We start from the raw sequence: 21,380 nt of genomic DNA, 5'->3' as shown, positions 1-21,380 counted from the left end.
ACGGGCTTGGCGTCCCTCGGGAATATCGATCTCACATCCGCCACCGCATCGAAAACAATACACGATGCGGCAGCAGGGAAGTTACAAGGGATAAAGGGTGGGGGTGCTGCGACCTCTCCACATTTCAGCAAATTCGCATGGAACATGGCGCGCGGGCTGGCGTTCACGAAGTGAATGGCCAGGGGGAAACGCGCGTTCATGTCGACTGAAAACAAGCCCGTCGTCCTGATCACCGGTGCAGCGGGAAATCTCGGCGGGGCGCTGGCTGATGAACTTGCGGATTCGTATAGGGTCGTCGGGCTCGACGTCGAAGGCAAGACGGCGGAGTGTCCGCTTTTCGAGGTCGATCTGACGTCGGAAGACTCGACGCGTCAGGCAATCGCCCAGGTGACCGAGGAATTTGGTGACAGCCTTGCAGCCGTCATCCATCTCGCCGCCTATTTCGATTTTTCCGGAGAGGAACATCCGCTTTATCAGAAGGTCAATATCGACGGCACGCGCCACCTGATGCGGGCGCTGCGCGATGTTTCGGTCGAGCGCTTCATCTATTCCGGCACAATGCTGGTGCACCAAGCAGGCGAAGCTGGTGAGACGATCGACGAGGAGACGCCGATCGCGCCGAAATGGGCGTACCCGAAATCGAAGGCTAAGGCGGAAGAGGTCATCCGGCAGGAGCGCGGGACGATGCCGATCCTGCTGCTGCATCTCGCCGGGCTTTACGACGAAGAGAGTTCCGTGCCGACGCTCGCGCACCAGATCGCGCGGATTTACGAGCGCGACATGAAGGCGCATCTATATTCCGGCGACGTCAAGGCGGGGCAGTCCTTCATCCATCGCGACGACATGATGGCGCTGTTCAAGCTCGCGGTCGACAAGCGCAACGCGCTGCCCGAAGAGTGCGTGATCCTCGCCGGCGAAGCCGATGCGGTGCCCTATGACGAGCTTCAGGCGCTGATCGGGCGGCTGATCCATGGCGAGGAGGAGTGGGAGACCTTTTCGGTGCCCAAGCCGATCGCCAAGATCGGCGCCTTCGCCGAGGTGAAGGCCGAGCCGCTCATTCCCGACGACATCGACAAGGGTGAAAAGCCGTTCATCCGCCCGTTCATGATCGACATGGCGGAAGACCACTACGCGCTCGACATTTCCCGGGCCAAGGAACAGCTCGACTGGGAGCCGCGCCATTCGATCCGCACGTCGCTGTCGACCATCGTCGCGAAGCTGAAGGGCGACCCGGCCGTCTGGTACGAGAAGAACGGGCTGACGCCGCCGGACTGGCTGAAGACGGCCGACGCGCGCGGCGAAGACCCCGAGGACATCCGCTCGCGGCACGAGGAGACGGTGCGCGACGAGCATGCGCGCTTCATCTGGGCGCATTTCGCCAATGCGGCGCTCGGCACGTGGATGATCTTTTCGCCGGCGACGATGGGCTATGCGGATAGCTGGCTCGGCTGGAGCGACATGGCGTCGGGCGTCGCGCTGTTCGCGCTCGGGCTGCTGTCGCTTTCGTGGCGATTGTCGATGGTGCGGTTCGCTACGGCGGCGGTCGGTCTTTGGATCTTGTTCGCGCCGCTCGTCTTCTGGACGCCTTCGGCGGCAGGCTATCTCAACGGGACGCTGGTCGGCACGCTCGTCATGGCGCTGGCGCTGTGCGTCAGGCCCGAACCGGGCGTCAGCCCGATCGCGCAGATGACCGGGCCGGACGTGCCGCCCGGCTGGACCTACAATCCGTCGAGCTGGCTGCAGCGGATGCCGATCATCCTGCTCGCCTTCGTCGGGCTCTATTTCTCGCGCTATCTCGCCGCCTACCAACTCGGCCATATCGACGCGGCGTGGGACCCGTTCTTCGGCGGGACGCGCGAGGGGCTGAACGGCAGCGAGGACGTCGTCACCTCGACCGTATCGGAAGCGTTCCCGATCCCCGATGCGGGCATGGGCGCGGCGGTCTATTTGATCGAGATCGTCATCGGGCTCGTTGGCTCGCAGCGACGCTGGCGCACGATGCCCTGGGTGACGATCGCCTTCGGCATATTGATCGTGCCGCTCGGCATCGTCTCGATCGGCTTCATCATCATCCAGCCGATCGTCATCGGCACGTTCTGCACGCTGTGCCTGATCGGCGCGGCGGCGATGCTCCTGCAGATTCCCTATTCGCTCGACGAACTCGTCGCGACGTCGGAGTTCCTCTACCGCAAGTGGAAGAAGGGCGAACCGGTCATCCGCATCTTCTTCACCGGCGATACGGACGAAGGCGAGGCGAAGCCTGCCGGGCGACGCACGTTCGAACTGGCGCCGAACGAGGTCGTCTCGTCGTTCTTCGGCGGCGGGATGGGCTTTCCGTGGACGCTGGGCCTGTCGATGCTGGTTGCGCTGTGGCTGATGTTCACGCCGCTGACGCTTGGCTCGGAAGGCGGCATGGCGAACGTGAACCATGTGATCGGCGCGCTGGCACTGACCTTCGCGGTGATCGCACTGGCGGAAACGGGGCGGCCGGCGCGCTACGTCAATGTCGCTCTCGGCGCGATCCTGATCGGTTCGCTGATCTTCGTCGAGGCGAGCGGGGCGGAGATCGCGTCGGCAATCGTTGCCGGGCTGCTGCTGGTCGCGCTCGCCTTGCCGAGGGGAAAGATCACGCGGCGCTGGGGGCTTTATCAGAAGCTGATCGTCTGAGGGCGGCTGTCGCCGGCCGGGAAATTCGATACAGTGAAGCGGTGGGACGACCGGGGAGACCAGATTGCAACCGACGCAGATACCCTATTGCGGGCCGGCGCCGTTGCCCGCCGACCTCTGGTCGAGCTGGAATTTCGACCAGCTGCTGATCGCCGTCTTCGCGGTGATGGCTGCGGGCGCGCTCGCCATGTCGCGCAAGAGCGCGGCCGAGGCGGCACGGTCGCCTTATGGCATGCTCGCCCTGCTGGTTCTGCTGATCGCCTTCGTTTCGCCGATCTGTGCGCTCGCTTCGGCGCTGTTTTCCGCCCGCATCGTCCACCACCTCCTGCTCGTCGCGGCCGCAGCTCCCCTGTTGGCGCTGGCTCTGCCGACGCGGTTCGCGCGGCTGCCGCTTTCGGCGACATTCCTTGCGCATACGCTCGTGATGTGGGTCTGGCATGCGCCGATCCCCTATCAATGGGCGCTGTCTTCCGTGCCCGTCTACTGGCTGATGGAAGTGTCGCTGTTCTTCTCGGCCTTCGCGATGTGGCAGGGGATTCTTGCAGCACGAGCCGGACCAGCGCTCTCCGCCCTGCTCGGCTCGATCGTGCAGATGGGCATGCTCGGCGCGCTTTTGACGTTCGCGACGCGGCCGCTCTATGAGGCGCATGCGACGACCACCCTGCCCTACGGGCTGACGCCGCTCGGCGACCAGCAGCTTGCCGGGCTCATGATGTGGGTGCCGGCAGCTCTTCCCTATCTGGCGGTGGCGCTCGTCATCGCGTGGCAGCTCTTCGGGCGCGCCGAGCCGTTCAGCTCGCCGAAGACGCGCTGATGGTCTGGCTGAAATTCGTCCATCTGGCCGCGATCTCGATCTGGTGTGCCGGGCTGATCTGCCTGCCCGGGCTCTACGCGCAGCGCCACACCGTCGAGAACGACGATGCGCTCTACCGCCTGCAGGGACTGGTGCGCTTCGCCTATGTGTCGCTGATCTCGCCGGCGGCCTTCGTCGCGGTCGCTTCCGGCATCGCCCTCATCTTCCTGCAATCGACCTTCGTCGAATGGTTCTCGCTGAAGATGGCGTTCGTCGGGGTGCTGGTCGTGATCCACATCCTGACCGGGCTCGTCATCATCCGCCTGTTCGAAAAGGGCGAGATGTACCCGGCCTGGCGGTTCGTCGCCGTCACCATCGTCACGACGCTGGTCGTTTTCGCCATCCTTGCCGTCGTTCTGGCAAAGCCGCCGCTTCACTTCGACTGGGTGCCCGCCGAATGGATGCGCCCGGGCGCGCTGCGCGACATCGTCGGCGACTTCATTCCCTGGCTGTCACGATGAGGCCGACACCGTGATCGAAAACCAGTTTCCCGCCATGCCAGCCGGCGAGCCCGGTGAAGAAGGCCGCGAGTGCCGAAAGCAGGATGCCGTGCGGCAGGATCGCGCCTTCATCGACCAGCCGAAGGCCCCAGTTCGTGCCGGCGATGGCGATGAGCGTCATCGCGGCGACCGCGTGTGTCCAGCTTGCCACGCGCATGCGGATGCCGGCGACGAGCAGGAGTTCGAGCGTGCCGACGATGCCGGCGGCAATGCCGGTGAAGAAGGCGAATCCGGCCGCCCAGATGCCGACGCGCACCCAGAACGGATCACCCGTCCACCAGTAGAACACGTCGCAGCCCAGAACGCCGAAGACGAGTGCGATGGGGAAGTGAACGCTCATCGCGTGGATCGGATGGCCGGCAATGGCGACGGTAGAGGTAATCTCCTCCTCGACCACTTCCTCGATGACGGGATTGCCCCGGTCGCGCGTCTCGTTCATGCCCAGCCCTCGGTTTCATCCCCAACGGAGACGACCCTGCCCCGTTCCGCACAGACCGATTCTAGCGCGCGGCGACGCGCTGTCGAGTGGCGCCTTGCAGTGCTTGCGCCCCTGCCGCTTCTGGCCGCTTGTTCCGGGCCGCTTTCGACGCTCGATCCGGCCGGGCCGGCGGCGAATGCGGTGGCGACGCTCTGGTGGATCATGTTCTGGGGCGCGGCGGCACTCTTCGTGATGGTCGGGGCGCTTTATGCGCTCGCCTGGTATCGGCCGGCGCTGCTCGCACGCTTTTCGGTCAGCCAGTGGCTCGTCGGCGGGGGGCTGGTGATGCCGAGCGTCGTCCTCGTCGGGCTCGTCGCCGCCGCGTTCGTGCTCGGCGAACGCATGATCCCGCGGCCGCTGGAGGACCCGCCGCTGAGAGTCTACGCCCAGGCCTACCAGTGGGACTGGCGCTTCGGCTATGACGACAGCGATGCGACGACGAGCGAACTCCACATTCCGGCCGGGCAACCCGTCGATGTCGTGGTGACGACGCAAGACGTCATCCACTCCTTCTGGGTGCCGCGCCTTGCCGGCAAGATCGACGCCATACCCGGCCACGAGAACGTGCTGCGGATCGAGGCCGACCGGCCGGGAAGCTATCGCGGCATCTGCGCGGAATTTTGCGGCAACGGGCACACGACCATGCGTTTTACCGTCGTCGCGCACGCGGCCGAAGACTACGACAATGCGCGCGAGACCGCGCTTGCGGAGGCCGGCCGATGAGCGAGACGCGCAAGACCGACGCCGTGCGGCTGCACCGCGAACTCGACGAAATCTGGCACACGCCGCGCGGGCTGCAGCGGCTCGCCGCCGTCAACCACACGATCCTCGGCCGCCGGTTCATCATCGCCGCCTTCGTGTTCTTCTCCATCGGCGGCATATTGTCGATGCTGATCCGGGCGCAACTGGCGACGCCGAACACGGCCTTCGTCGGGCCCGAGGTCTACAACCAGATCTTCACCATGCACGGCACGGTGATGATGTTCCTGTTCGCGATCCCGATGTTCGAGGGGTTCGCGATCTATCTCCTGCCCAAGCTTCTCGGCGCGCGCGACCTCGCCTTCCCGCGGCTGACCGCGCTCGGCTTCTACTGCTACATTTTCGGCGGCTCGATCCTGATCGTCGCCATGCTTGCCGGCGTGGCGCCGGATTCGGGCTGGTTCATGTACACGCCGCTGTCGTCGTCGACCTACACGCCGGGCATCAATGCCGATGTCTGGCTGCTCGGGATCACCTTCGTCGAGATTTCGGCCATCGCGGCAGCGGTCGAGATCACCGTCACGATCCTGAAGATGCGCGCGCCGGGCATGTCGCTCGACCGGATGCCGATCTTCGCCTGGTATCTGCTGGTGACCGCCGGGATGATGCTGATTGGCTTTCCGCCGCTGATCCTCGGCTCGATCCTGCTCGAACTCGAGCGCGCTTTCGACCTGCCTTTCTTCGACCCGACGCGGGGCGGGGATTCGCTTTTGTGGCAGCATCTGTTCTGGCTGTTCGGACACCCTGAGGTCTACATCATCTTCCTGCCGGCAGCGGGTGCGGTCTCGACCATCATCCCGGTCTTCGCGCGGCGTGAACTGATGGGCTACCGGGCCGTGATCGTCGCGATCGTCGCCGTGGCGTTCCTCTCATTCGGGCTGTGGGTGCACCACATGTTCACCGTCGGCATCCCGCATCTGGCGCTGGCTTTCTTCTCGGCGGCGAGCGCGCTGGTGGCGATACCGACCGCGGTTCAGATCTTCGCGTGGCTGGCGACGCTGGCGCATGGCAGGCCGCGCTTCGACGTTCCGATGCTCTATATCTTCGGCTTCCTGTTCGTCTTCGTGCTGGGCGGTTTGACCGGGGTGATGCTGGCTATGGTGCCGTTCAACTGGCAGGTCCACGACAGCTATTTCGTCGTCGCACATCTGCACTACGTACTCGTCGGCGGGTTCGTCTTTCCGATGCTGGCGGCCGCCTATTACTGGCTGCCGCACGTGACCGGGCGGCTGACGATGCACAAGATCTCGGTGCCGGCCTTCTGGCTGATCTTCGTCGGCTTCAACATGACCTTCTTCATGATGCACCTGACGGGCCTGCGCGGGATGCCGCGGCGGGTTCACACCTATCCGTCGGGCGTCGGCTGGGACTGGCTGAACCTCTTGTCCTCGATCGGCGGCTTCATCCTGACGATGGGCTTCGCGCTGATCCTGGTCGACATCATCCTGCAATTTCGCTTCGGCAAGCCGTATCGGCGCAACCCATGGGGCGCGCGGACGCTGGAATGGGCACAGCCGAACCCGCCGCCGAGCTACAATTTCGCCTCGCTGCCGCTGGTCGACCGACGGGCGGACACGCTCGACCCGCACGCGATCGGCAACGATCTTGCGGCCGGCAAAGGCTATCTCGGCTTTGCGCGCAACGGCTGGCAGGAGACGCTGGGCGTCGACATGACGACGGGCCGGCCGGACCAGACGATCGTGCTGCCGAACCGGACTTTCCTGCCGCTCTATACGGCGATCGCCATCGGCCTTTTCGTGCTGTGCCTTTTGTTCAAGTTCTACTGGCTGTCGCTCGTCCCGTTGGCGGTGACGCTCGTGCTCTGCCTTGCCTGGACCAACGTGACGGGGCTGCGCCACGACCATGGCGAACTCGACATCGGCAACGGCATCAGTGTGCCACCGCATTACGAGGCAGATGGTCCGCCTTCCTGGTGGGGGATGGTGTTCCTGCTCGCCTGCAACGGGACGCTCTATGCCTCGCTGATCTTCGCGGTGTTCTTCCTCTGGCTCGTTGCGCCGGGCTGGCCGCCGGCCGAACTGGTCGAGACGGGCCTGATCCTGCCGCTGATGACCGTGATCGCCGTCGTCGGAGCGGCGCTGCTCTCGCGCATGGCGGTGGCGGCCAATGCCGGAGGGGGCGGGGCGCTGCCTTTGCTCTTGTGTGCCGCCGGCGCGCATGTCGTCACGGTCGGGCTGCTGCTCTACCTCATCAACACGGCGCTGCCCGAGCCGACCAGCCATGCCTATGCGGCGACCGCGTTCGTGACGCTCGCCTATACGGCGATCCATTCGGCGCTCGGCATCGTCTTCGCGCTTTACGGCGCATGGCGGATCATGAACGGATTCGTTTCCGCGCGGCGCAGCCTCGACTTGAGGATCGGCAAGCTGTGGCACGATTATACGGCGCTGACGGGGGTCGCGGGCATCGCGCTCATTCTCGTCATGCCGCTCATCGTCGCTATCCAGGGAGGCGGGCAATGATCGTTTCGGAACGTGTGCCTGCGAGCCGGATCATGTGGCTGCTTGCCGGCTTCATCGTCTGGTCGGCGGCGTTCGTCGCGCTTTATTCGATGCTCTCGATCGGCTGCGCGTTCGGCTGGGACGAGGCCTTTCTCGGCCCGATTTCGGTCCAGCGAGCGGTGCTGGTCGGGCTGCTCGTCATCTCGCTCATCGCAGGATGGTGGGTTGTGCGGATCGCGGCGGAGCGGCGGCGGGCGGCGGGCGGAACGGGCCTCGTCCTTCGCCCCTTCATCGAGACGGCGGCGTGGATGGCGGCATGGGCCGCCCTGGCATCGACGCTGTTCTCGCTGGGGCCGGTTCTTTTCCTCACCGCCTGCCATTGAGCGGGTTGCTATCAAAACTTCACATTTGTTAGCTCTGCTGCGCAAACGCGCCCATTCGGGCAGTCGCCCTGTCCCAACCAACGGAACCCGAGATGGATGATGTGAGAGCGAACCTCGCTCACCCTTCGCCCGCGCAAACCGACCTTCCGGATGCCGACTGGTGGCGCGGCGCGGTGATCTACCAGATTTATCCGCGCTCGTTTCAGGATTCGAACGGCGACGGGATCGGCGACCTTGCCGGCATCGTGCGCCGCCTGCCGCATGTCGCCTCGCTCGGCGTCGACGCGATCTGGATTTCGCCGTTCTTCAAGTCGCCGATGCGCGATTTCGGCTACGACATCTCGGACTATCGCGACGTCGACCCGATGTTCGGCACGCTCGACGATTTCGACGCACTGATCGCCGAGGCGCACCGGCTGGGCATGAGGGTGATGATCGACCTCGTCATGTCGCACACCGCGCTTGAGCACCCCTGGTTTCTGGAAAGCCGGGTCAACAAGACCAACCCCAAGGCGGACTGGTTCGTCTGGGCCGACCCGAAGCCGGACGGCACGCCGCCGAACAATTGGCTGTCGATGTTCGGCGGTTCGGCCTGGCAGTTCGACTCGCCGCGGCGGCAGTACTATTTGCACAATTTCCTCGCCGAGCAGCCGGATTTGAACTTCCACAACCCGGAAGTGCAGGAGGAACTGCTCGACATCGTGCGGTTCTGGCTGGAGCGCGGCGTCGATGGTTTCCGGCTCGATGTCATCAACTTCTACTTCCACTCCAAGGGGCTGGAGGACAATCCGCCGCTGCACGAGGATCATCGCAACGATTCCATCGCGCCGTCGGTGAACCCCTACAACTACCAGGACCATCTCTACGACAAGAGCCAGCCGGAGAACCTCGACTTCCTGCGGCGGTTCCGGGCGCTGCTGGACGAATATCCGGGGACGACCGCGGTGGGCGAAGTGGGGGATGCGCAGCGCGGGCTCGACATCGTCGCGGCCTATACGGCGGGCAACGAGCGCGTGCACATGTGCTACGCTTTCGACTTCCTGCAGCCGATGAAGATCACCGCGCCGAACGTGCGGCGCGTGCTGGAGGAGTTCGAGACAGTGGCGCGGACCGGCTGGTCGTGCTGGGCGTTTTCGAACCATGACGTGACGCGGCACGCCTCGCGCTGGGGCGAAGGCGAGGCCGATCCGGTCGCCTACAACAAGATCGTCTCGGCGCTCCTATTCTCGCTGCGCGGCTCGGTCTGCCTCTATCAGGGCGAGGAACTCGGCCTTCCCGAATCCGAACTCGCGTTCGAGGACCTACGCGACCCCTATGGCATCCGCTTCTGGCCCGAATATCGCGGCCGCGACGGCTGCCGGACGCCGATGGTCTGGGAAGAAGGCGACCATGCGTCCGGGTTCTCGGAAGCCGTGCCGTGGCTGCCGGTCTCACCCGCGCATGGGCCGCTGTCGGTCTCGGCGCAGGTCGGGCGGCCGGATTCGGTGCTGGAGCACTATCGCCGGTTTCTGGCGTTCCGTCGCCAGCACAAGGCGCTGGTGAAGGGGTCGATCACTTTTCTCGTCGCGGAAGGGGATGCGCTGGTGTTCGAGCGGCGCGACGCGGAAGAGCGGATGCTGTGCGCATTCAATCTCGGTTCGGGCTGGGTGTCGTTGGCGGTGGAGGATTTGAGGCTTTCCGTGCTCGATGAGCATGGGTTCGCCGGGGATTACGAGAGAGGCGAGATCAGGCTTGGGCCTTATGGGGCGTTTTTTGCGTTGATCGAGTCTTAGTGGGGACCCCCACCCTTTATCCCTCCCCACAAGGGGGAGGGAGTTCGCCAGCGTTGCGCCCGACTTGCTTGATGTCGCACTGAAGGATCAACTCGATGGTCACGTCTCCCTCTCCCTTGTGGGAGGGATAGAGGGTGGGGGTCCTCTTCGGAAAACCCTCTTTCAGCCCAACGACGATCGCCACGCCCCGGCGTCCCGCACCTGCGACCACGCAAACGCCATGACGAAGACCGTCGACATGACCAGCACAATCGTCGGAGCCGGGGCGGAGTCGATGAAGAAGGAGAGGTAGATGCCGGTCGCGGCGGAGAGGACGGCGATGATGGCGCTGGCGACGACCATCGAGCGGAACGTGCGCGTCAAGAGAAACGCGGTCGCACCCGGCGCGATGAGGAAGGCGATGGCGAGGATGATGCCGACTGCTTGGAGGCCGCCGACGATGGTGAGCGAGAGCATCGTCAGGAGGCCGTAATGCAGGAGACGGACCTTGAGGCCGACCGTGCGGGCGTGTCCGGGGTCGAAGGAGAACAGCATCAGATCGCGGCCGAAGATCACCAGCGCGAGGACGGTCGCACCTGCGATGGCGCCGGTTTCGGCGATGTCGCGCCAGGTGGTGCCGAGGACGTCGCCGAAGAGGATGTGGTTCAGGTGGACGCTCGTCTCGACCGCGACGAACATGACGAGGCCGAGGCCGAACATGCCGGAGAACACGACTCCCATGGCAGTGTCTTCCTTGATGCGCGAATTGTCCTTCAGGAAGCCGGTGGCGATGGCGCAGAAGAGGCCGGCGGCGAAGGCGCCGAGGGCCAGCGGCAGGCCGGCGATGTAGGCGAGCACGATGCCCGGCAGGACGGCATGGCTGATGGCGTCGCCCATCAGCGACCAGCCCTTGAGCACGAGATAGGGCGATAGAAGGCCCATCGGCAGGGCGACGAGCACCGCGATCAGCATCGCCTGAACCATGAAGGGGAACTGGAACGGCATCAGGAGCGTGTCGATCATCGCGCCGCCTCGCGTTCGATACGCGCGGCGTGGCGACCGGCGACGAGGCCGTGTTTCGGCGCGAACAGGAAGGCGGCGATGAAGACGAGCATCTGGAGGACGACGATGACGCCGCCCGTCGCGCCATCGAGATGGAAGCTCGCATAGGCGCCGACGAAGCTCGTCAGCGAGCCTATGGCGACGGCGATGACGATGAGGCGCGGGAAGCGGTCGGTCAGGAGGTAGGCGGTCGCGCCCGGCGTCACGACCATGGCGATGACGAGGAAGGCGCCGACCGTCTGGAGCGCGGCGACCGTGGAGGCGGCGAGCAGCGTGAAAAACACTGTTTTCAGCACGTTCGGGCGCAAGCCGATCGAGCGGGCGTGGTTCTCATCGAAGAAGACGACCATCAGGTCGCGCCATTTGGCGATGAGGATCGCGAGCGAGATGCCGGAGATGAGGACGAGTTGGAGCGTGTCGGCCGGGGTTATGGCGAGGATGTTGCCGAGGACGATGGTCTGGATCGAGACCGAGGCCGGCGACAGCGAAATCATGAAGAGGCCGAGGCCGAAGAAGGAGGTGAAGATGAGCCCGATCACCGCGTCCTGCCTGAGCTTGGTCTGAGCCGAGAGGAACAGCATGGCGCCGGCGGCGAGCCCGCCCGACAGGAACGCGCCCGCCGCAAAGGGCAGGCCGAGCATGTAGGCGCCGGCGACGCCCGGAACGATGGCATGGGAGAGCGCGTCGCCGATGAGCGACCAGCCTTTCAGCATGAGATAGGCCGAGAGAAAGGCGCAGGTGCCGCCGACCAGCGCGCTCACCCACATCGCATTGAAGATGTAGGAATAGGTGAAGGGCTCGAAGATGGCCTCGATCATTCGCCCTGCCCGCGCATCTTCTTCGCCTCGTCGCCGTAGAGCACGAAGGGGCGCTCGTCGTCGGTGAGGACGGTCACGCTGCGCGCGTCGGCATCGTCGTGTAGGTCCGAGCCGCCGAGCGTGAAATGACGCAGCACGCCGCCGAAAGCCTTTTGCAGATTCTCGTGGGTGAAGACCTCCTCGGTCGGGCCGGCGGCGAGGACGGTCTTGTTCAGGAGCACCGCGCGGTCGCAGAATTCGGGCACGGAGCCGAGATTGTGGGTCGAGACCAGCATGATGCGGCCCTCGGCACGCAATTCCTGCAGGAGCTTGATGATCGCTTCCTCGGTAGTGACGTCGACGCCGGTGAAGGGCTCGTCGAGCAGGATGACCTGGCCCTCCTGCGCCAGCGCGCGGGCGAGGAAGACGCGCTTCTTCTGGCCGCCGGAGAGTTCGCCGATCTGGCGCTTGCGGTAGGACGACATGCCGACGCGCGCGAGCGCGGCGTCGACCATGCGCCGGTCTTCGCTAGAGGCGATGCGCAGGAAGCCCATATGGCCGTAGCGGCCCATCATGACGACGTCCTCGACGAGGACGGGGAAGTTCCAGTCGACCTCCTCGGCCTGCGGGACATAGGCGACGATGTTGCGCTTGAGCGCACGGCCGGCCGGCTCGCCCATGATGGTGACGCTGCCAGGCCCGGATGGGACGAAGCCCATGATGGCCTTGAAGAGCGTCGACTTGCCGGAGCCGTTGACACCGACCAGCGCGGTGATGGTGCCGCGCGGGATGGCGAAGGACGCGTCGCGCAGGGCCGTCTGGCCGTTGCGGTAGGTGACCGTCACGCCGGAGACTGTGAGCCCGTCCGGTGCGGCGGCGACGGGTTTTCGGCCTTCGACGTTCATTCCGACAAGCCCTCGACGATGGTTTCGGTGGTGACGCGCAGCAGGTCGAGATAGGTCGGCACCGGGCCCCCCTCCTCCGACAGGGAATCGACATAGAGGACGCCGCCATAGGCCGCGCCGGTTTCTCGCGCGACCTGCTCGGCCGGGGCGGACGAGACGGTGCTTTCGGAGAAGATCGCGGGGATGGAATTTTCGCGCATCGCATCGATGACGCGGCGCATCTGCTGTGGCGTTCCCTGGGCGTCCGCGTTGATCGGCCAGAGATAGAGCTCCTTCAGGCCGAGATCGCGGGCGAGATAGGAAAACGCGCCCTCGCTGGTGACGAGCCAGCGGCGTTCCTCGGGGATTTCGGCCAGCGCCTCGCGCATCGGTGCGACCATGGCATCGATCTTTGCCTTGTAGTCCTCGGCATTCGCTTCGTAGGTCGCGGCATTGTCCGGATCGTGCTCGGAAAAGGCGGCGGCGATGTTGTCGATGTAGATCAGAGCGGCGTCGTGCGACATCCAGGCATGAGGGTTGGGCTGGCCCTCGTAGGGGCCCTCGCCGATGCCCAACGGCTCGATGCCGTCGGTCACGACCGCGCTGGGGACGTCGGACAGGTTTGCGAAGAAGCGCTCGAACCAGAGCTCGAGATTAAGGCCGTTCCAGAGGATGAGGTCGGCGTCCTGCGCGCGGACGAGATCGCGCGGCGTCGGCTGGTATTCGTGGATCTCGGCGCCGGGGCGGGTGATCGATTCCACGATGGCGGCATCGCCAGCGACGTTGCGCGCCATGTCTGCGATGACGGTGAAGGTCGTCACGACCTTGAACTGGTCGTCCTGCGCTTGTGCGGGGGCCGCAGCGACGACGAGGCCGACGGCAAGGACGAGGCGGCGCAGGAGGGTCATAAGAGACTCCGAGAGATTGCTTTGGGTCATACGTAGCGTCAGCAGGCTCGGACGTCAATGCAATTGCAAATCGTTTGCAACTGAAATGTTTAGTTGCGAACCCGTCTTTGCATCGCATTCCCAACTGACGCATAATTGACGGCATGAACCAGACGACCCCGATCCGACCCGATTATGAAGGCGAACTGCGCAAGGCGGGGGTGCGGATCACGCGGCCGCGCAAGGTGATCCTGTCGATCCTGGCGGATGCGGGCGACCACCCGGACGCGCTGGAGATCTTCAAGCGCGCGGTGGAGATCGATTCGGGGATTTCGCTGTCGACGGTCTACCGAACGATGAAGCTGCTCGAAGGCGTCGGCGCGATCCATCGGCATGCGTTCGAGGGCGGGCCGTCACGCTTCGAGCCGGCGGGGGTGGAGCATCACGACCACCTGATCGACCTCGATACGGGCGACGTGATCGAATTCCACTCCGAGCGGATCGAGGAATTGCAGCAGGAGATCGCGCGCGAACTCGGCTACGACATCGTGCACCACCGGCTGGAGCTTTATGGGCGCAGGCGGCGGGGGAAGGTTTCGCGGGGCGGGTGAATATTTTTCGGCGTCACGGAATGGGTCCCGGATAGCCGCCTTTCGCTTCGCTCAATGCGGCTTCCGGGATGACGCCGACGTCTTCGATCAAGCCGCCAGGCAGGTGGCGCAGGTGCCGCGGATTTCGATGGCGGTCTTGGAGGGCTTGAAGCCGTGGTCGCGCGACCAGTCGCCGAGGCGGGACTGGACGGTGGCGTCGGAAAATTCTTCGACCTGACCGCATTTCTCGCAGATCGCGAAGGCGATGCTGCCGTGGCCGTGGCAATGCGGGTGGGCGCAGGCGACGAAGGCGTTGATCGATTCAAGCCGGTGGACGAGGCCGTAGTCGAGAAGCTTCTCGAGTGCGCGGTAGACCTGCAGGGGCGCGCGGAAGCCGCGGTCGCGGAGGCGATCGAGGATCGTGTAAGCGGAAAGCGGGCCATCGGCTGCCGACAGCGCGCCGAGCACCATTTCCTGGTTCTTGGTCAGGTCGTGCGTGGTCATTGCAGGGCTCCCGCCGGACGCCGGGTGAAGGAGAAGAGGCTTAGCAGGAAAAGAACCAGCGCGGCCACCACGATCGATGGCCCCGATGGCGTGTCGAAGTGGAGCGAGCCGTAGAGACCACCGACGACCGCGACGACGCCGATGAGCGAGGCGAGGACCGCCATCTGCTCAGGCGTCGTGGAAAAGCGCCGCGCGGTCGCGGCGGGAATGATGAGCAGTGAGGTGATGAGCAGGATGCCGACGACCTTCATCGCGATCGCAATGACGAGCGCCATCAGGAGCATGAAGACGAAGCGCGAACGCTCGGGCGCCATGCCTTCGGCCTCGGCCAGTTCCTCGTTGACGGTGGCGGCTAGAAGCGGCTTCCAGAGCCACGCCATGAGGCCCAGAATGATCGCGCCGCCGCCATAGACGAGCGCGATGTCGGTGCGCGAAACGGCAAGGATGTCGCCGAAGAGGAAGCCCATCAAATCGACGCGGACCCAGCTCATGAAGGCCACCATGACGAGGCCGAGCGCGAGCGTGGAATGCGACAGGATGCCCAGCAGCGCGTCGGTGGACAGCGCGCCGCGCCGTTGCAGCAGCAGGAGCGCGACGGAGACCAGCGAGGCGACGAGGAAGACGCCCGCCATCAGGTTGATCTGGAACAGGAAGGCGAGCGCGACGCCGAGCAGCGCCGAATGGGCCATCGTATCGCCGAAATAGGCCATGCGCCGCCAGACGATGAAGCAGCCGAGCGGGCCGACCGTGAGCGCAAGCCCGATGCCGGCGACGAGTGCACGGGTGAAGAAGCCGTCAAGCATGGGGGTGGCCGTGATGATGGTCGTGGGCGTGATCGTGATGGCCGTCGGACGGGTGGCAGTGATCCGTCACTGTGCCGTCCTCGTGCTGGACGCGGCCGTCCGCCAGATGGGTGTGGTCGTGCCGGTGACGGTAGATCGCCAATGTCTCGGCGGCGCGCGCGCCGAAGAGCCTCAGATATTCCGGGCTCGCGACGACGTTCTGCGGCGTGCCGCGGCAGCAGACATGGCCGTTGAGGCAGATGACCGTGTCCGTGTCGGCCATGACGACGTGCAGATCATGCGAGATAAGGAGGATGCCGCATCCCGTGCGGTTGCGGATGTTCCGGATCAGCTCGTAAAGCGCCACTTCGCCGGTGAAATCGACGCCCTGGACGGGCTCGTCGAGGACCAGGAGATCGGGCTTGCGCACCATGGCGCGGGCGAGCAGGGCGCGCTGGAACTCGCCGCCGGATAGAGCCTGCACTTCGGCGCCGGCGAGATGGGCAACGCCTGTCGCCTCCAGCGCCTCGGCGATCTCGGATGGCGAGGGCGTGCCAGTGAGCTTCATCAGGCGCTCGACCGTCAGGGGAAGCGTCCAGTCGATGGCGAGTTTTTGCGGCACGTAGCCGACCCTGAGGTCGGGCCTGCGCGTGACCGTCCCCTCCTGCGGCTTCATGAGGCCGATCGCGGTCTTCGCGGTCGTGCTTTTGCCGGAACCGTTGGGGCCGATCAGGGTGACGATCTCGCCGGGGCGGATGTCCATGTCGACGCCGCGCACCAGCCAGCGCCCGGCGCGCTGGACGCCGGCGCCGGCCAGCCGCACGAGCGGCTCGCTCGTCCTGTCGATCGTGTTCAGCATGGGATCGTGTTCGGCATTCGTTTCGAAACGGGTTGCCAGGCCGGTATATCGCACGTTATAGCGTAACGCAATGAATGTAATATCGTAACATCTGCGGAGACCCTGATGACGAGATTTCAAGCCACGCTTCTGGCCGGAACGGCCCTCGCCGCCTGCCCGGCCGGACCGGCAAGCGCATTCGATGGCGTGGTGGCCTCGATCAAGCCGGTGCATTCGCTGGTTGCGGCGGTGATGGGCGATGTCGGCGAGCCGTCCTTGCTCGTCTCCGGCGCGGGATCGCCGCACACCTATTCGATGCGCCCCTCGGAGGCGCAGATGCTCGAAAGCGCGTCCGTGATCTTCTGGGTCGGGCACGACCTCGAAATGTTCCTCGACGGCCCGCTCGAAACGCTCGCAGGCAATGCGACGGTCGTCGAGCTTGGCGAGGCGGACGGGCTGACGCGGCTTTCCTATCGCGAGGGCGGCCCATTCGAGAACCACGAACATGACCACGAGGCCAGTGCTGCAGCAGACGACACCGGCGACGAGCACGCGCACGAACATGAAGAGGCGTCGGACGAGGACGATCATTCGCACGACCATGCGCATGATCATGACGACGACAGCCATGCGGACGCGGATGCCGAGGCCGGACACGATCACGCGCACGACCACGAAGCAGAGCATGACGGCGACGCGCATGGCGCCCACGACATGCATTTCTGGCTCGACCCGGAGAACGCCAAGATCATGGTGCGCGGGATCGAAACCGCGTTGAGCGCCGCCGACCCGGACAATGCGGGAGCCTATGCAACGAACGCTGCCGCCACGACCGAACGGCTCGACGCGCTGCTCTCCGAAACGCAGGATGCCGTCGACGTCATCGATAATCGCGGCTTCGTCGTCTTCCACGACGCTTACCAGTATTACGAGAACCGGTTCGGCATCGAGGCGGCCGGGTCCATCACCGTCAGCCCGGACGTGATGCCCGGGGCGCAGCGACTGACCGAGATCAAGGCGCGCGTAGAAGAACTCGGCGCGGCCTGCGTCTTCTCAGAACCGCAGTTCGAACCGCGCCTCGTCTCCGTCATCACCGAAGGAACCGAGGCGAAGGCCGGTGTTCTCGATCCGCTGGGGGCCGACATCGAAGACGGGCCCGAGCTCTATTTCGAGCTGATCGGCAACCTCACCACCTCCCTGACGACCTGTCTTAGCGAAGGCTGAGGCAGACGTCCCTGCGCGTGGGGGCGGACCGATGGCCCGCCCCCTTTTTTGCCCATTGATGTTATGTTATAACAAGGAGCCTTCATGGCGCACGATCCCCGCCTTCCCGTCACCGTACTTTCCGGCTTCCTCGGTGCCGGCAAGACGACGCTCCTGAACCATGTCCTCAACAATCGCGAGGGCAGACGCGTCGCCGTCATCGTCAACGACATGAGCGAGGTGAACATCGACGCGGCTTTGGTGCGTGACGGCGGATCGGACCTTTCGCGCACCGAGGAAAAGCTGGTCGAGATGACCAATGGCTGCATCTGCTGCACCCTTCGCGACGACCTTCTGGCCGAGGTCGGCCGGCTGGCAGCCGAAGGTCGCTTCGATTACCTGCTGATCGAATCGACCGGAATCTCCGAGCCGCTTCCAGTCGCCGCCACATTCGAATTCCGTGACGAGGCCGGAAAGAGCCTCTCAGACATCGCCAGGCTTGACACGATGGTGACCGTGGTCGACGCGGCCAATCTCCTGAAGGACTATTCGTCGGCCGACTTCCTGCGCGACCGGGGCGAGACGGCGGGCGACGGCGACGAACGGGCGCTGGTCGACCTTCTGGTCGAGCAGATCGAGTTCGCCGACACGATCGTTCTCAACAAGGTCGGCAGCGCACGGGCGGGCGAACGCGACATGGCGCGCAGCATCATCCGCGCGCTGAACCCGGACGCACATGTGATCGAAACGGATTTCGGCCGTGTCAACCTTGGCGACATCCTCGATACCGGACGGTTTGACTTCGCCAAGGCCGAAACGCATCCGCTGTGGTTCAAGGAACTTAACGGCTTTGCCGACCATGTGCCGGAGACGGAGGAATATGGCGTGCGCTCCTTCGTCTATCGGGCCCGGCGACCCTTCCAGCCGGCGAAGCTGCAGGCATTCGTCAACCGGGAGTGGCCGGGCGTGATCCGCGCCAAGGGGTTTTTCTGGCTCGCGACGCGGCCGGATTTCGTCGGCGAAATCAGCCAGGCCGGAGCGTTGGTGCGCACGCAGAAGCGTGGCTGGTGGTGGGCCGCGGTGCCAAAAGCGCGCTGGCCGCAGGACCCGGAATGGCATGCGGCGATGGCGGACTATCTCGACCCCGTCTGGGGCGACCGCCGGCAGGAGATCGTCTTCATCGGCACGCACCCGATGAACGAGGTGCGCATCCGGGCCGAACTCGACGCGTGTCTGGTCGATGCGCCGATCTTCATGCCGGATCTGTGGAAGGGCCTGCCCGATCCGTTTCCAAGCTGGACGCGGCCGGCGGCTTGACGGCCGGTCGACAAGATAATCTCAAACGCAATACTGGAGCACAGGCATGAAACGAACCGCCCCCAAACGGGCCGCAGGGACGGCAGCGATCGCAGCGATGTTGGCCGCAACGTCAGCGGCGACGGCCGCCGACTTTGCCGAGAGCCAAGCCGAGCCGGCCGCCTATCCCTATGTCGAAGGGGCCGGCGAGATCACGATCGGCGATGATTTCGTCGTCTCGTCCGACGATCCGGCCGGCGAGGTCAACGACCTCTTCTTCGAGGGCGAGCTTGGGCTGAAAGTGTTCCTGACGCCGCTGGCAGCGATCAATTTCGGGATCACCGCCGAGTCCGTCGAGGACCCGGCGCCGTTCGAAGATCGCGCGTTCGGCGACATCGGGCTTTATGTCGATACGCTCAATCTCGAGCTTTCGAACGGCACGACGACATTTCTGGCGGGCAAGTTCGGACCCGGCTTCGGCACGGCGTGGGACGTGACGCCCGGCGTCTACGGAACGGATTTTGCCGAGGACTATGAACTTTCCGAACAACTCGGCTTCGGGCTTTTGCATGCGTTCGCGACGGGGTTCGGCACACACACGCTCGGCGCGAACGTGTTCACCGCCGACACTTCGGTCCTGTCGGAATCGGCCTTCACCAATCGCGGGCGATTGTCCCGCTTCGACGGGGGTGCGGGGAATACGGGCCGGCTCGACAATTTTTCGATCACGTTTGACGGCTCCGACATGCCGGGGCTTGACGGCGTTTCCTACCATCTGGGCTATCGCCACTTGAGCGCCGGCTTCGGCGACGATCACGACGAGAACGGTTTCGTCGCGGGACTCGCGCGCGAAACGGAACTGGCGAACGGCATGACGCTCGGCATCAACGGCGAAGCGGCGTTCCTCCACAGCGCATTCGGCTCGGCGGACGACGCGCTTTACCTGACATCCGGCGTGTCCCTTCAAAACGGACCCTGGCACGGTGAACTGGCCGGAACCATCCGTCGCCTCGACTTTGGCGATGGAGGTAATCAGTCCGACCTCCTGGCGCAGGTTTCGGCCGGATATGCGTTCGACAACGGGTTCGACGTCAGTCTCGGCTACGCCTATGCCCGCGCCGACGACATCGAAGCGCATGTGGTCGGGCTGCGCCTGACCAAGGGGTTCGAGTTCACGACGCGATAGAAGCGAAAGCGGGAGGCGGATACCGCCTCCCGCAATTTCAGGCGTCCTCGAACCCTTGCAGGACGCCGACGGCGTTGACCGCGATTTCGGCGACGGCGTAGCCGCCTTCCATGACGAAGAGCGTCGGCAGGCCGAGTGCCGCGATGCGGTGGCCGATCCTGGGGTAGTCGTCGGTGGTCAATTTGAACTTCGAGATCGGGTCTTCTCCGAACGTATCGACGCCGAGCGAGACCACAACGACGTCCGGCGCATAGGCGGCTAGGCGGCGGCAGCCTTCCTCGAGCGCCTCGGCCCACTGGTCGTAAGTCGTGCCGAAGGGCATGGGAAAGTTGTGGTTGCAACCTTCGCCGGCGCCGTCGCCGGTCTCGTCGGCATGGCCGAGGAAGAACGGGTACTCGACCATCGGATCGGCGTGGAGGTTGATGACCTGCACGTCGACGCGGGCATAGAAGATTTCCTGCGTGCCGTTGCCGTGATGATAGTCGACGTCGAGGATCGCGACCCGCTTCGCACCATTGTCGAGGAACCATTGCGCGGCGACGGCGGCGTTGTTGATGAAGCAGTATCCGCCCATGAAACTCGAGCCGGCGTGGTGGCCGGGGGGGCGGCAGAGCGCGAAGGCTGCACGTTCGCCGGCCTGGACGAGGCAGGCGGCGGTGAGCGCGGTGTCGTGCGAGGACTTGATCGCGTCCCATGTGCCTTTGACGAATGTTGCGCCGCCGTCGAAGGAATAAAAGCCGAGGCGGGCATCGATCGTCTTCGGCTCGACATCGCCGCGCAGGCCGCGGGTCGGCCAGGTGAAGGGCATCGCGGTGCCGGTGCGGCCGGTCTTTTCCCATTCTGGATAGACCTGCGGCAGGAAGTCGATGAAGGCCGGCTTGTGAACCTTCTTCGCCGTCGTCAGATCGTGCTCGGTAGGTTCGGAAATCGGGCCGAGGCCGACCTCTTCGATACGCGCCTTAATGAACTCGGCCCGCGACGGCATTTCGAAGGCAGGCACGATTGCTCCGTCGATCAGTTCGAGATTGCCGGAATGGCCTGCGTGGCGGGGAGAGAAGATTGTTTTCATCGAGAGCCTTGCATAGGTGGTCTGCGCCGAACGTAGCGGCTCAACCGCGCCTCTGCCAGCCTAGAGCGGCCAAAGAAAAAGGCCCCGCTCGAAAGCGAGGCCTTCTGCCGGACCGGGTCCGCTCAGTTACGCGAGCGGGCCAGTCGTCGTCCGGGAGAACCGGTCAGTGGCGAGCCGACCAGTCGTCGATTTCGCGCTCGGCTTCTTCCTGCGACTTGCCGTAATGAGCCTGCAGCTTGCCTGCGAGCTCCTTGCGGTTGCCCTTGATCACATCGAGATCGTCATTGGTGAGCTTGCCCCACTGCTGCTGGGCCTTGCCCTTGAACTGTTCCCAATTGCCTTCGATCTGATTCCAATTCATGGCGTATTCCTTCCTCGTTCTGCACCTTGGTGACGGGTCGTTGCCGTCCTGCATGGCTAACGTGGAAG

22 protein-coding genes are annotated in these 21,380 nt (G+C 64.8%); 11 read left to right on the top strand and 11 right to left on the bottom strand.

Translation table 11 applies throughout. The features are described from left to right. The coding region (locus ACT6QU_RS08245; RefSeq protein WP_444836868.1) for a hypothetical protein at positions 1 to 215 on the bottom strand (215 nt) is incomplete at its 3' end. On the opposite strand from ACT6QU_RS08245, the gene ACT6QU_RS08240 reads away from it, so the two are divergent. The 3 genes from ACT6QU_RS08240 to ACT6QU_RS08230 all read left to right on the top strand — a co-directional run bounded on the left by ACT6QU_RS08240 (position 199) and on the right by ACT6QU_RS08230 (position 3,981). Continuing rightward, positions 199 to 2,667: a vitamin K epoxide reductase family protein gene (locus ACT6QU_RS08240; protein ID WP_444563922.1), complete on the top strand. Its 2,469-nt coding sequence runs from the start codon at positions 199 to 201 to the stop codon at positions 2,665 to 2,667. The two genes, ACT6QU_RS08245 and ACT6QU_RS08240, sit on opposite strands and share 17 nt — an antisense overlap. 64 nt (positions 2,668 to 2,731) lie before the next feature. Further along, positions 2,732 to 3,481 (top strand): cytochrome c oxidase assembly protein, encoded by a 750-nt coding sequence (locus ACT6QU_RS08235; protein ID WP_444563923.1) that lies wholly within the window; start codon positions 2,732 to 2,734, stop codon positions 3,479 to 3,481. Further along, positions 3,481 to 3,981 carry a CopD family protein gene (locus ACT6QU_RS08230; protein ID WP_029660544.1) on the top strand — a complete coding sequence of 167 codons (501 nt, stop codon included), beginning with the start codon at positions 3,481 to 3,483 and terminating at the stop codon, positions 3,979 to 3,981. Before ACT6QU_RS08235 ends, ACT6QU_RS08230 begins: the two co-directional genes overlap by 1 nt. On the opposite strand, the gene ACT6QU_RS08225 is transcribed toward ACT6QU_RS08230, so the two are convergent. Continuing rightward, on the bottom strand, positions 3,959 to 4,459 hold the full coding sequence (locus ACT6QU_RS08225) for a DUF2231 domain-containing protein (protein WP_024587944.1): 501 nt from the start codon (positions 4,457 to 4,459) through the stop codon (positions 3,959 to 3,961). The two genes, ACT6QU_RS08230 and ACT6QU_RS08225, sit on opposite strands and share 23 nt — an antisense overlap. Before the next feature lie 99 nt (positions 4,460 to 4,558). Here ACT6QU_RS08225 and coxB point away from each other — a divergent pair, with 99 nt between their 5' ends. The 4 genes from coxB (at position 4,559) to bglA (ending at position 9,874) form a co-directional block, all read left to right on the top strand. Next, positions 4,559 to 5,221 carry a cytochrome c oxidase subunit II gene (gene coxB, locus ACT6QU_RS08220; protein WP_444563924.1) on the top strand — a complete coding sequence of 221 codons (663 nt, stop codon included), beginning with the start codon at positions 4,559 to 4,561 and terminating at the stop codon, positions 5,219 to 5,221. Then, positions 5,218 to 7,740: a cytochrome c oxidase subunit I gene (ctaD, locus tag ACT6QU_RS08215; protein ID WP_444563925.1), complete on the top strand. Its 2,523-nt coding sequence runs from the start codon at positions 5,218 to 5,220 to the stop codon at positions 7,738 to 7,740. The genes coxB and ctaD overlap by 4 nt, the downstream gene beginning before the upstream one ends. Further along, complete coding sequence (locus ACT6QU_RS08210; protein ID WP_444563926.1) at positions 7,737 to 8,102, top strand: hypothetical protein; 366 nt, start codon at positions 7,737 to 7,739, stop codon at positions 8,100 to 8,102. The genes ctaD and ACT6QU_RS08210 overlap by 4 nt, the downstream gene beginning before the upstream one ends. 92 nt (positions 8,103 to 8,194) lie before the next feature. Continuing rightward, positions 8,195 to 9,874 (top strand): beta-galactosidase BglA, encoded by a 1,680-nt coding sequence (gene bglA / locus ACT6QU_RS08205; protein ID WP_444563927.1) that lies wholly within the window; start codon positions 8,195 to 8,197, stop codon positions 9,872 to 9,874. A 162-nt stretch (positions 9,875 to 10,036) separates the two neighbouring features. On the opposite strand, the gene ACT6QU_RS08200 is transcribed toward bglA, so the two are convergent. From ACT6QU_RS08200 to ACT6QU_RS08185, 4 genes are read right to left on the bottom strand one after another with little or no spacing between them, the layout of a single operon-like run. Beyond that, on the bottom strand, positions 10,037 to 10,876 hold the full coding sequence (locus ACT6QU_RS08200; RefSeq protein ID WP_444563928.1) for a metal ABC transporter permease: 840 nt from the start codon (positions 10,874 to 10,876) through the stop codon (positions 10,037 to 10,039). After that, positions 10,873 to 11,733 carry a metal ABC transporter permease gene (locus ACT6QU_RS08195; protein WP_444563929.1) on the bottom strand — a complete coding sequence of 287 codons (861 nt, stop codon included), beginning with the start codon at positions 11,731 to 11,733 and terminating at the stop codon, positions 10,873 to 10,875. Before ACT6QU_RS08195 ends, ACT6QU_RS08200 begins: the two co-directional genes overlap by 4 nt. Next, positions 11,730 to 12,617, bottom strand: a complete 888-nt coding sequence (locus tag ACT6QU_RS08190) for a manganese/iron ABC transporter ATP-binding protein (protein ID WP_444563930.1) — start codon at positions 12,615 to 12,617, stop codon at positions 11,730 to 11,732. Before ACT6QU_RS08190 ends, ACT6QU_RS08195 begins: the two co-directional genes overlap by 4 nt. Next, positions 12,614 to 13,504, bottom strand: a complete 891-nt coding sequence (locus tag ACT6QU_RS08185; protein ID WP_444563931.1) for a metal ABC transporter substrate-binding protein — start codon at positions 13,502 to 13,504, stop codon at positions 12,614 to 12,616. Before ACT6QU_RS08185 ends, ACT6QU_RS08190 begins: the two co-directional genes overlap by 4 nt. A gap of 143 nt (positions 13,505 to 13,647) precedes the next feature. Here ACT6QU_RS08185 and ACT6QU_RS08180 point away from each other — a divergent pair, with 143 nt between their 5' ends. Then, positions 13,648 to 14,094, top strand: a complete 447-nt coding sequence (locus ACT6QU_RS08180; protein WP_024587953.1) for a Fur family transcriptional regulator — start codon at positions 13,648 to 13,650, stop codon at positions 14,092 to 14,094. Positions 14,095 to 14,181: 87 nt separating this feature from the next. Here ACT6QU_RS08180 and ACT6QU_RS08175 read toward each other — a convergent pair whose 3' ends face one another. From ACT6QU_RS08175 to ACT6QU_RS08165, 3 genes are read right to left on the bottom strand one after another with little or no spacing between them, the layout of a single operon-like run. Beyond that, on the bottom strand, positions 14,182 to 14,577 hold the full coding sequence (locus ACT6QU_RS08175; RefSeq protein ID WP_444563932.1) for a Fur family transcriptional regulator: 396 nt from the start codon (positions 14,575 to 14,577) through the stop codon (positions 14,182 to 14,184). Continuing rightward, complete coding sequence (znuB, locus tag ACT6QU_RS08170) at positions 14,574 to 15,380, bottom strand: zinc ABC transporter permease subunit ZnuB (RefSeq protein ID WP_444563933.1); 807 nt, start codon at positions 15,378 to 15,380, stop codon at positions 14,574 to 14,576. The genes ACT6QU_RS08175 and znuB overlap by 4 nt, the downstream gene beginning before the upstream one ends. Then, complete coding sequence (locus ACT6QU_RS08165; RefSeq protein WP_444563934.1) at positions 15,373 to 16,218, bottom strand: ATP-binding cassette domain-containing protein; 846 nt, start codon at positions 16,216 to 16,218, stop codon at positions 15,373 to 15,375. The genes znuB and ACT6QU_RS08165 overlap by 8 nt, the downstream gene beginning before the upstream one ends. A 105-nt stretch (positions 16,219 to 16,323) precedes the next feature. On the opposite strand from ACT6QU_RS08165, the gene ACT6QU_RS08160 reads away from it, so the two are divergent. The 3 genes from ACT6QU_RS08160 (at position 16,324) to ACT6QU_RS08150 (ending at position 19,882) form a co-directional block, all read left to right on the top strand. Further along, positions 16,324 to 17,421 carry a zinc ABC transporter substrate-binding protein gene (locus tag ACT6QU_RS08160; protein WP_444563935.1) on the top strand — a complete coding sequence of 366 codons (1,098 nt, stop codon included), beginning with the start codon at positions 16,324 to 16,326 and terminating at the stop codon, positions 17,419 to 17,421. Between the two features lie 84 nt (positions 17,422 to 17,505). After that, complete coding sequence (zigA, locus tag ACT6QU_RS08155; protein ID WP_444563936.1) at positions 17,506 to 18,717, top strand: zinc metallochaperone GTPase ZigA; 1,212 nt, start codon at positions 17,506 to 17,508, stop codon at positions 18,715 to 18,717. Between the two features lie 46 nt (positions 18,718 to 18,763). Further along, positions 18,764 to 19,882, top strand: a complete 1,119-nt coding sequence (locus ACT6QU_RS08150) for a hypothetical protein (RefSeq protein WP_444563937.1) — start codon at positions 18,764 to 18,766, stop codon at positions 19,880 to 19,882. A 37-nt stretch (positions 19,883 to 19,919) separates the two neighbouring features. Here ACT6QU_RS08150 and ACT6QU_RS08145 read toward each other — a convergent pair whose 3' ends face one another. Together ACT6QU_RS08145 and ACT6QU_RS08140 are read right to left on the bottom strand one after the other, a co-directional pair. Next, positions 19,920 to 20,951, bottom strand: coding sequence for a histone deacetylase family protein (locus ACT6QU_RS08145; protein WP_444563938.1), 1,032 nt, complete (start codon positions 20,949 to 20,951; stop codon positions 19,920 to 19,922). Positions 20,952 to 21,114: 163 nt separating this feature from the next. Next, positions 21,115 to 21,312, bottom strand: coding sequence for a CsbD family protein (locus tag ACT6QU_RS08140; RefSeq protein WP_024587960.1), 198 nt, complete (start codon positions 21,310 to 21,312; stop codon positions 21,115 to 21,117). Positions 21,313 to 21,380 lie beyond the last annotated feature (68 nt).

The sequence above is a fragment of the Aliihoeflea sp. genome, assembly GCF_052435475.1.
In the GTDB taxonomy this organism is placed as follows: Bacteria; Pseudomonadota; Alphaproteobacteria; order Rhizobiales; family Rhizobiaceae; genus Aliihoeflea.
This window is presented reverse-complemented; position numbering and strand designations above follow the sequence as displayed.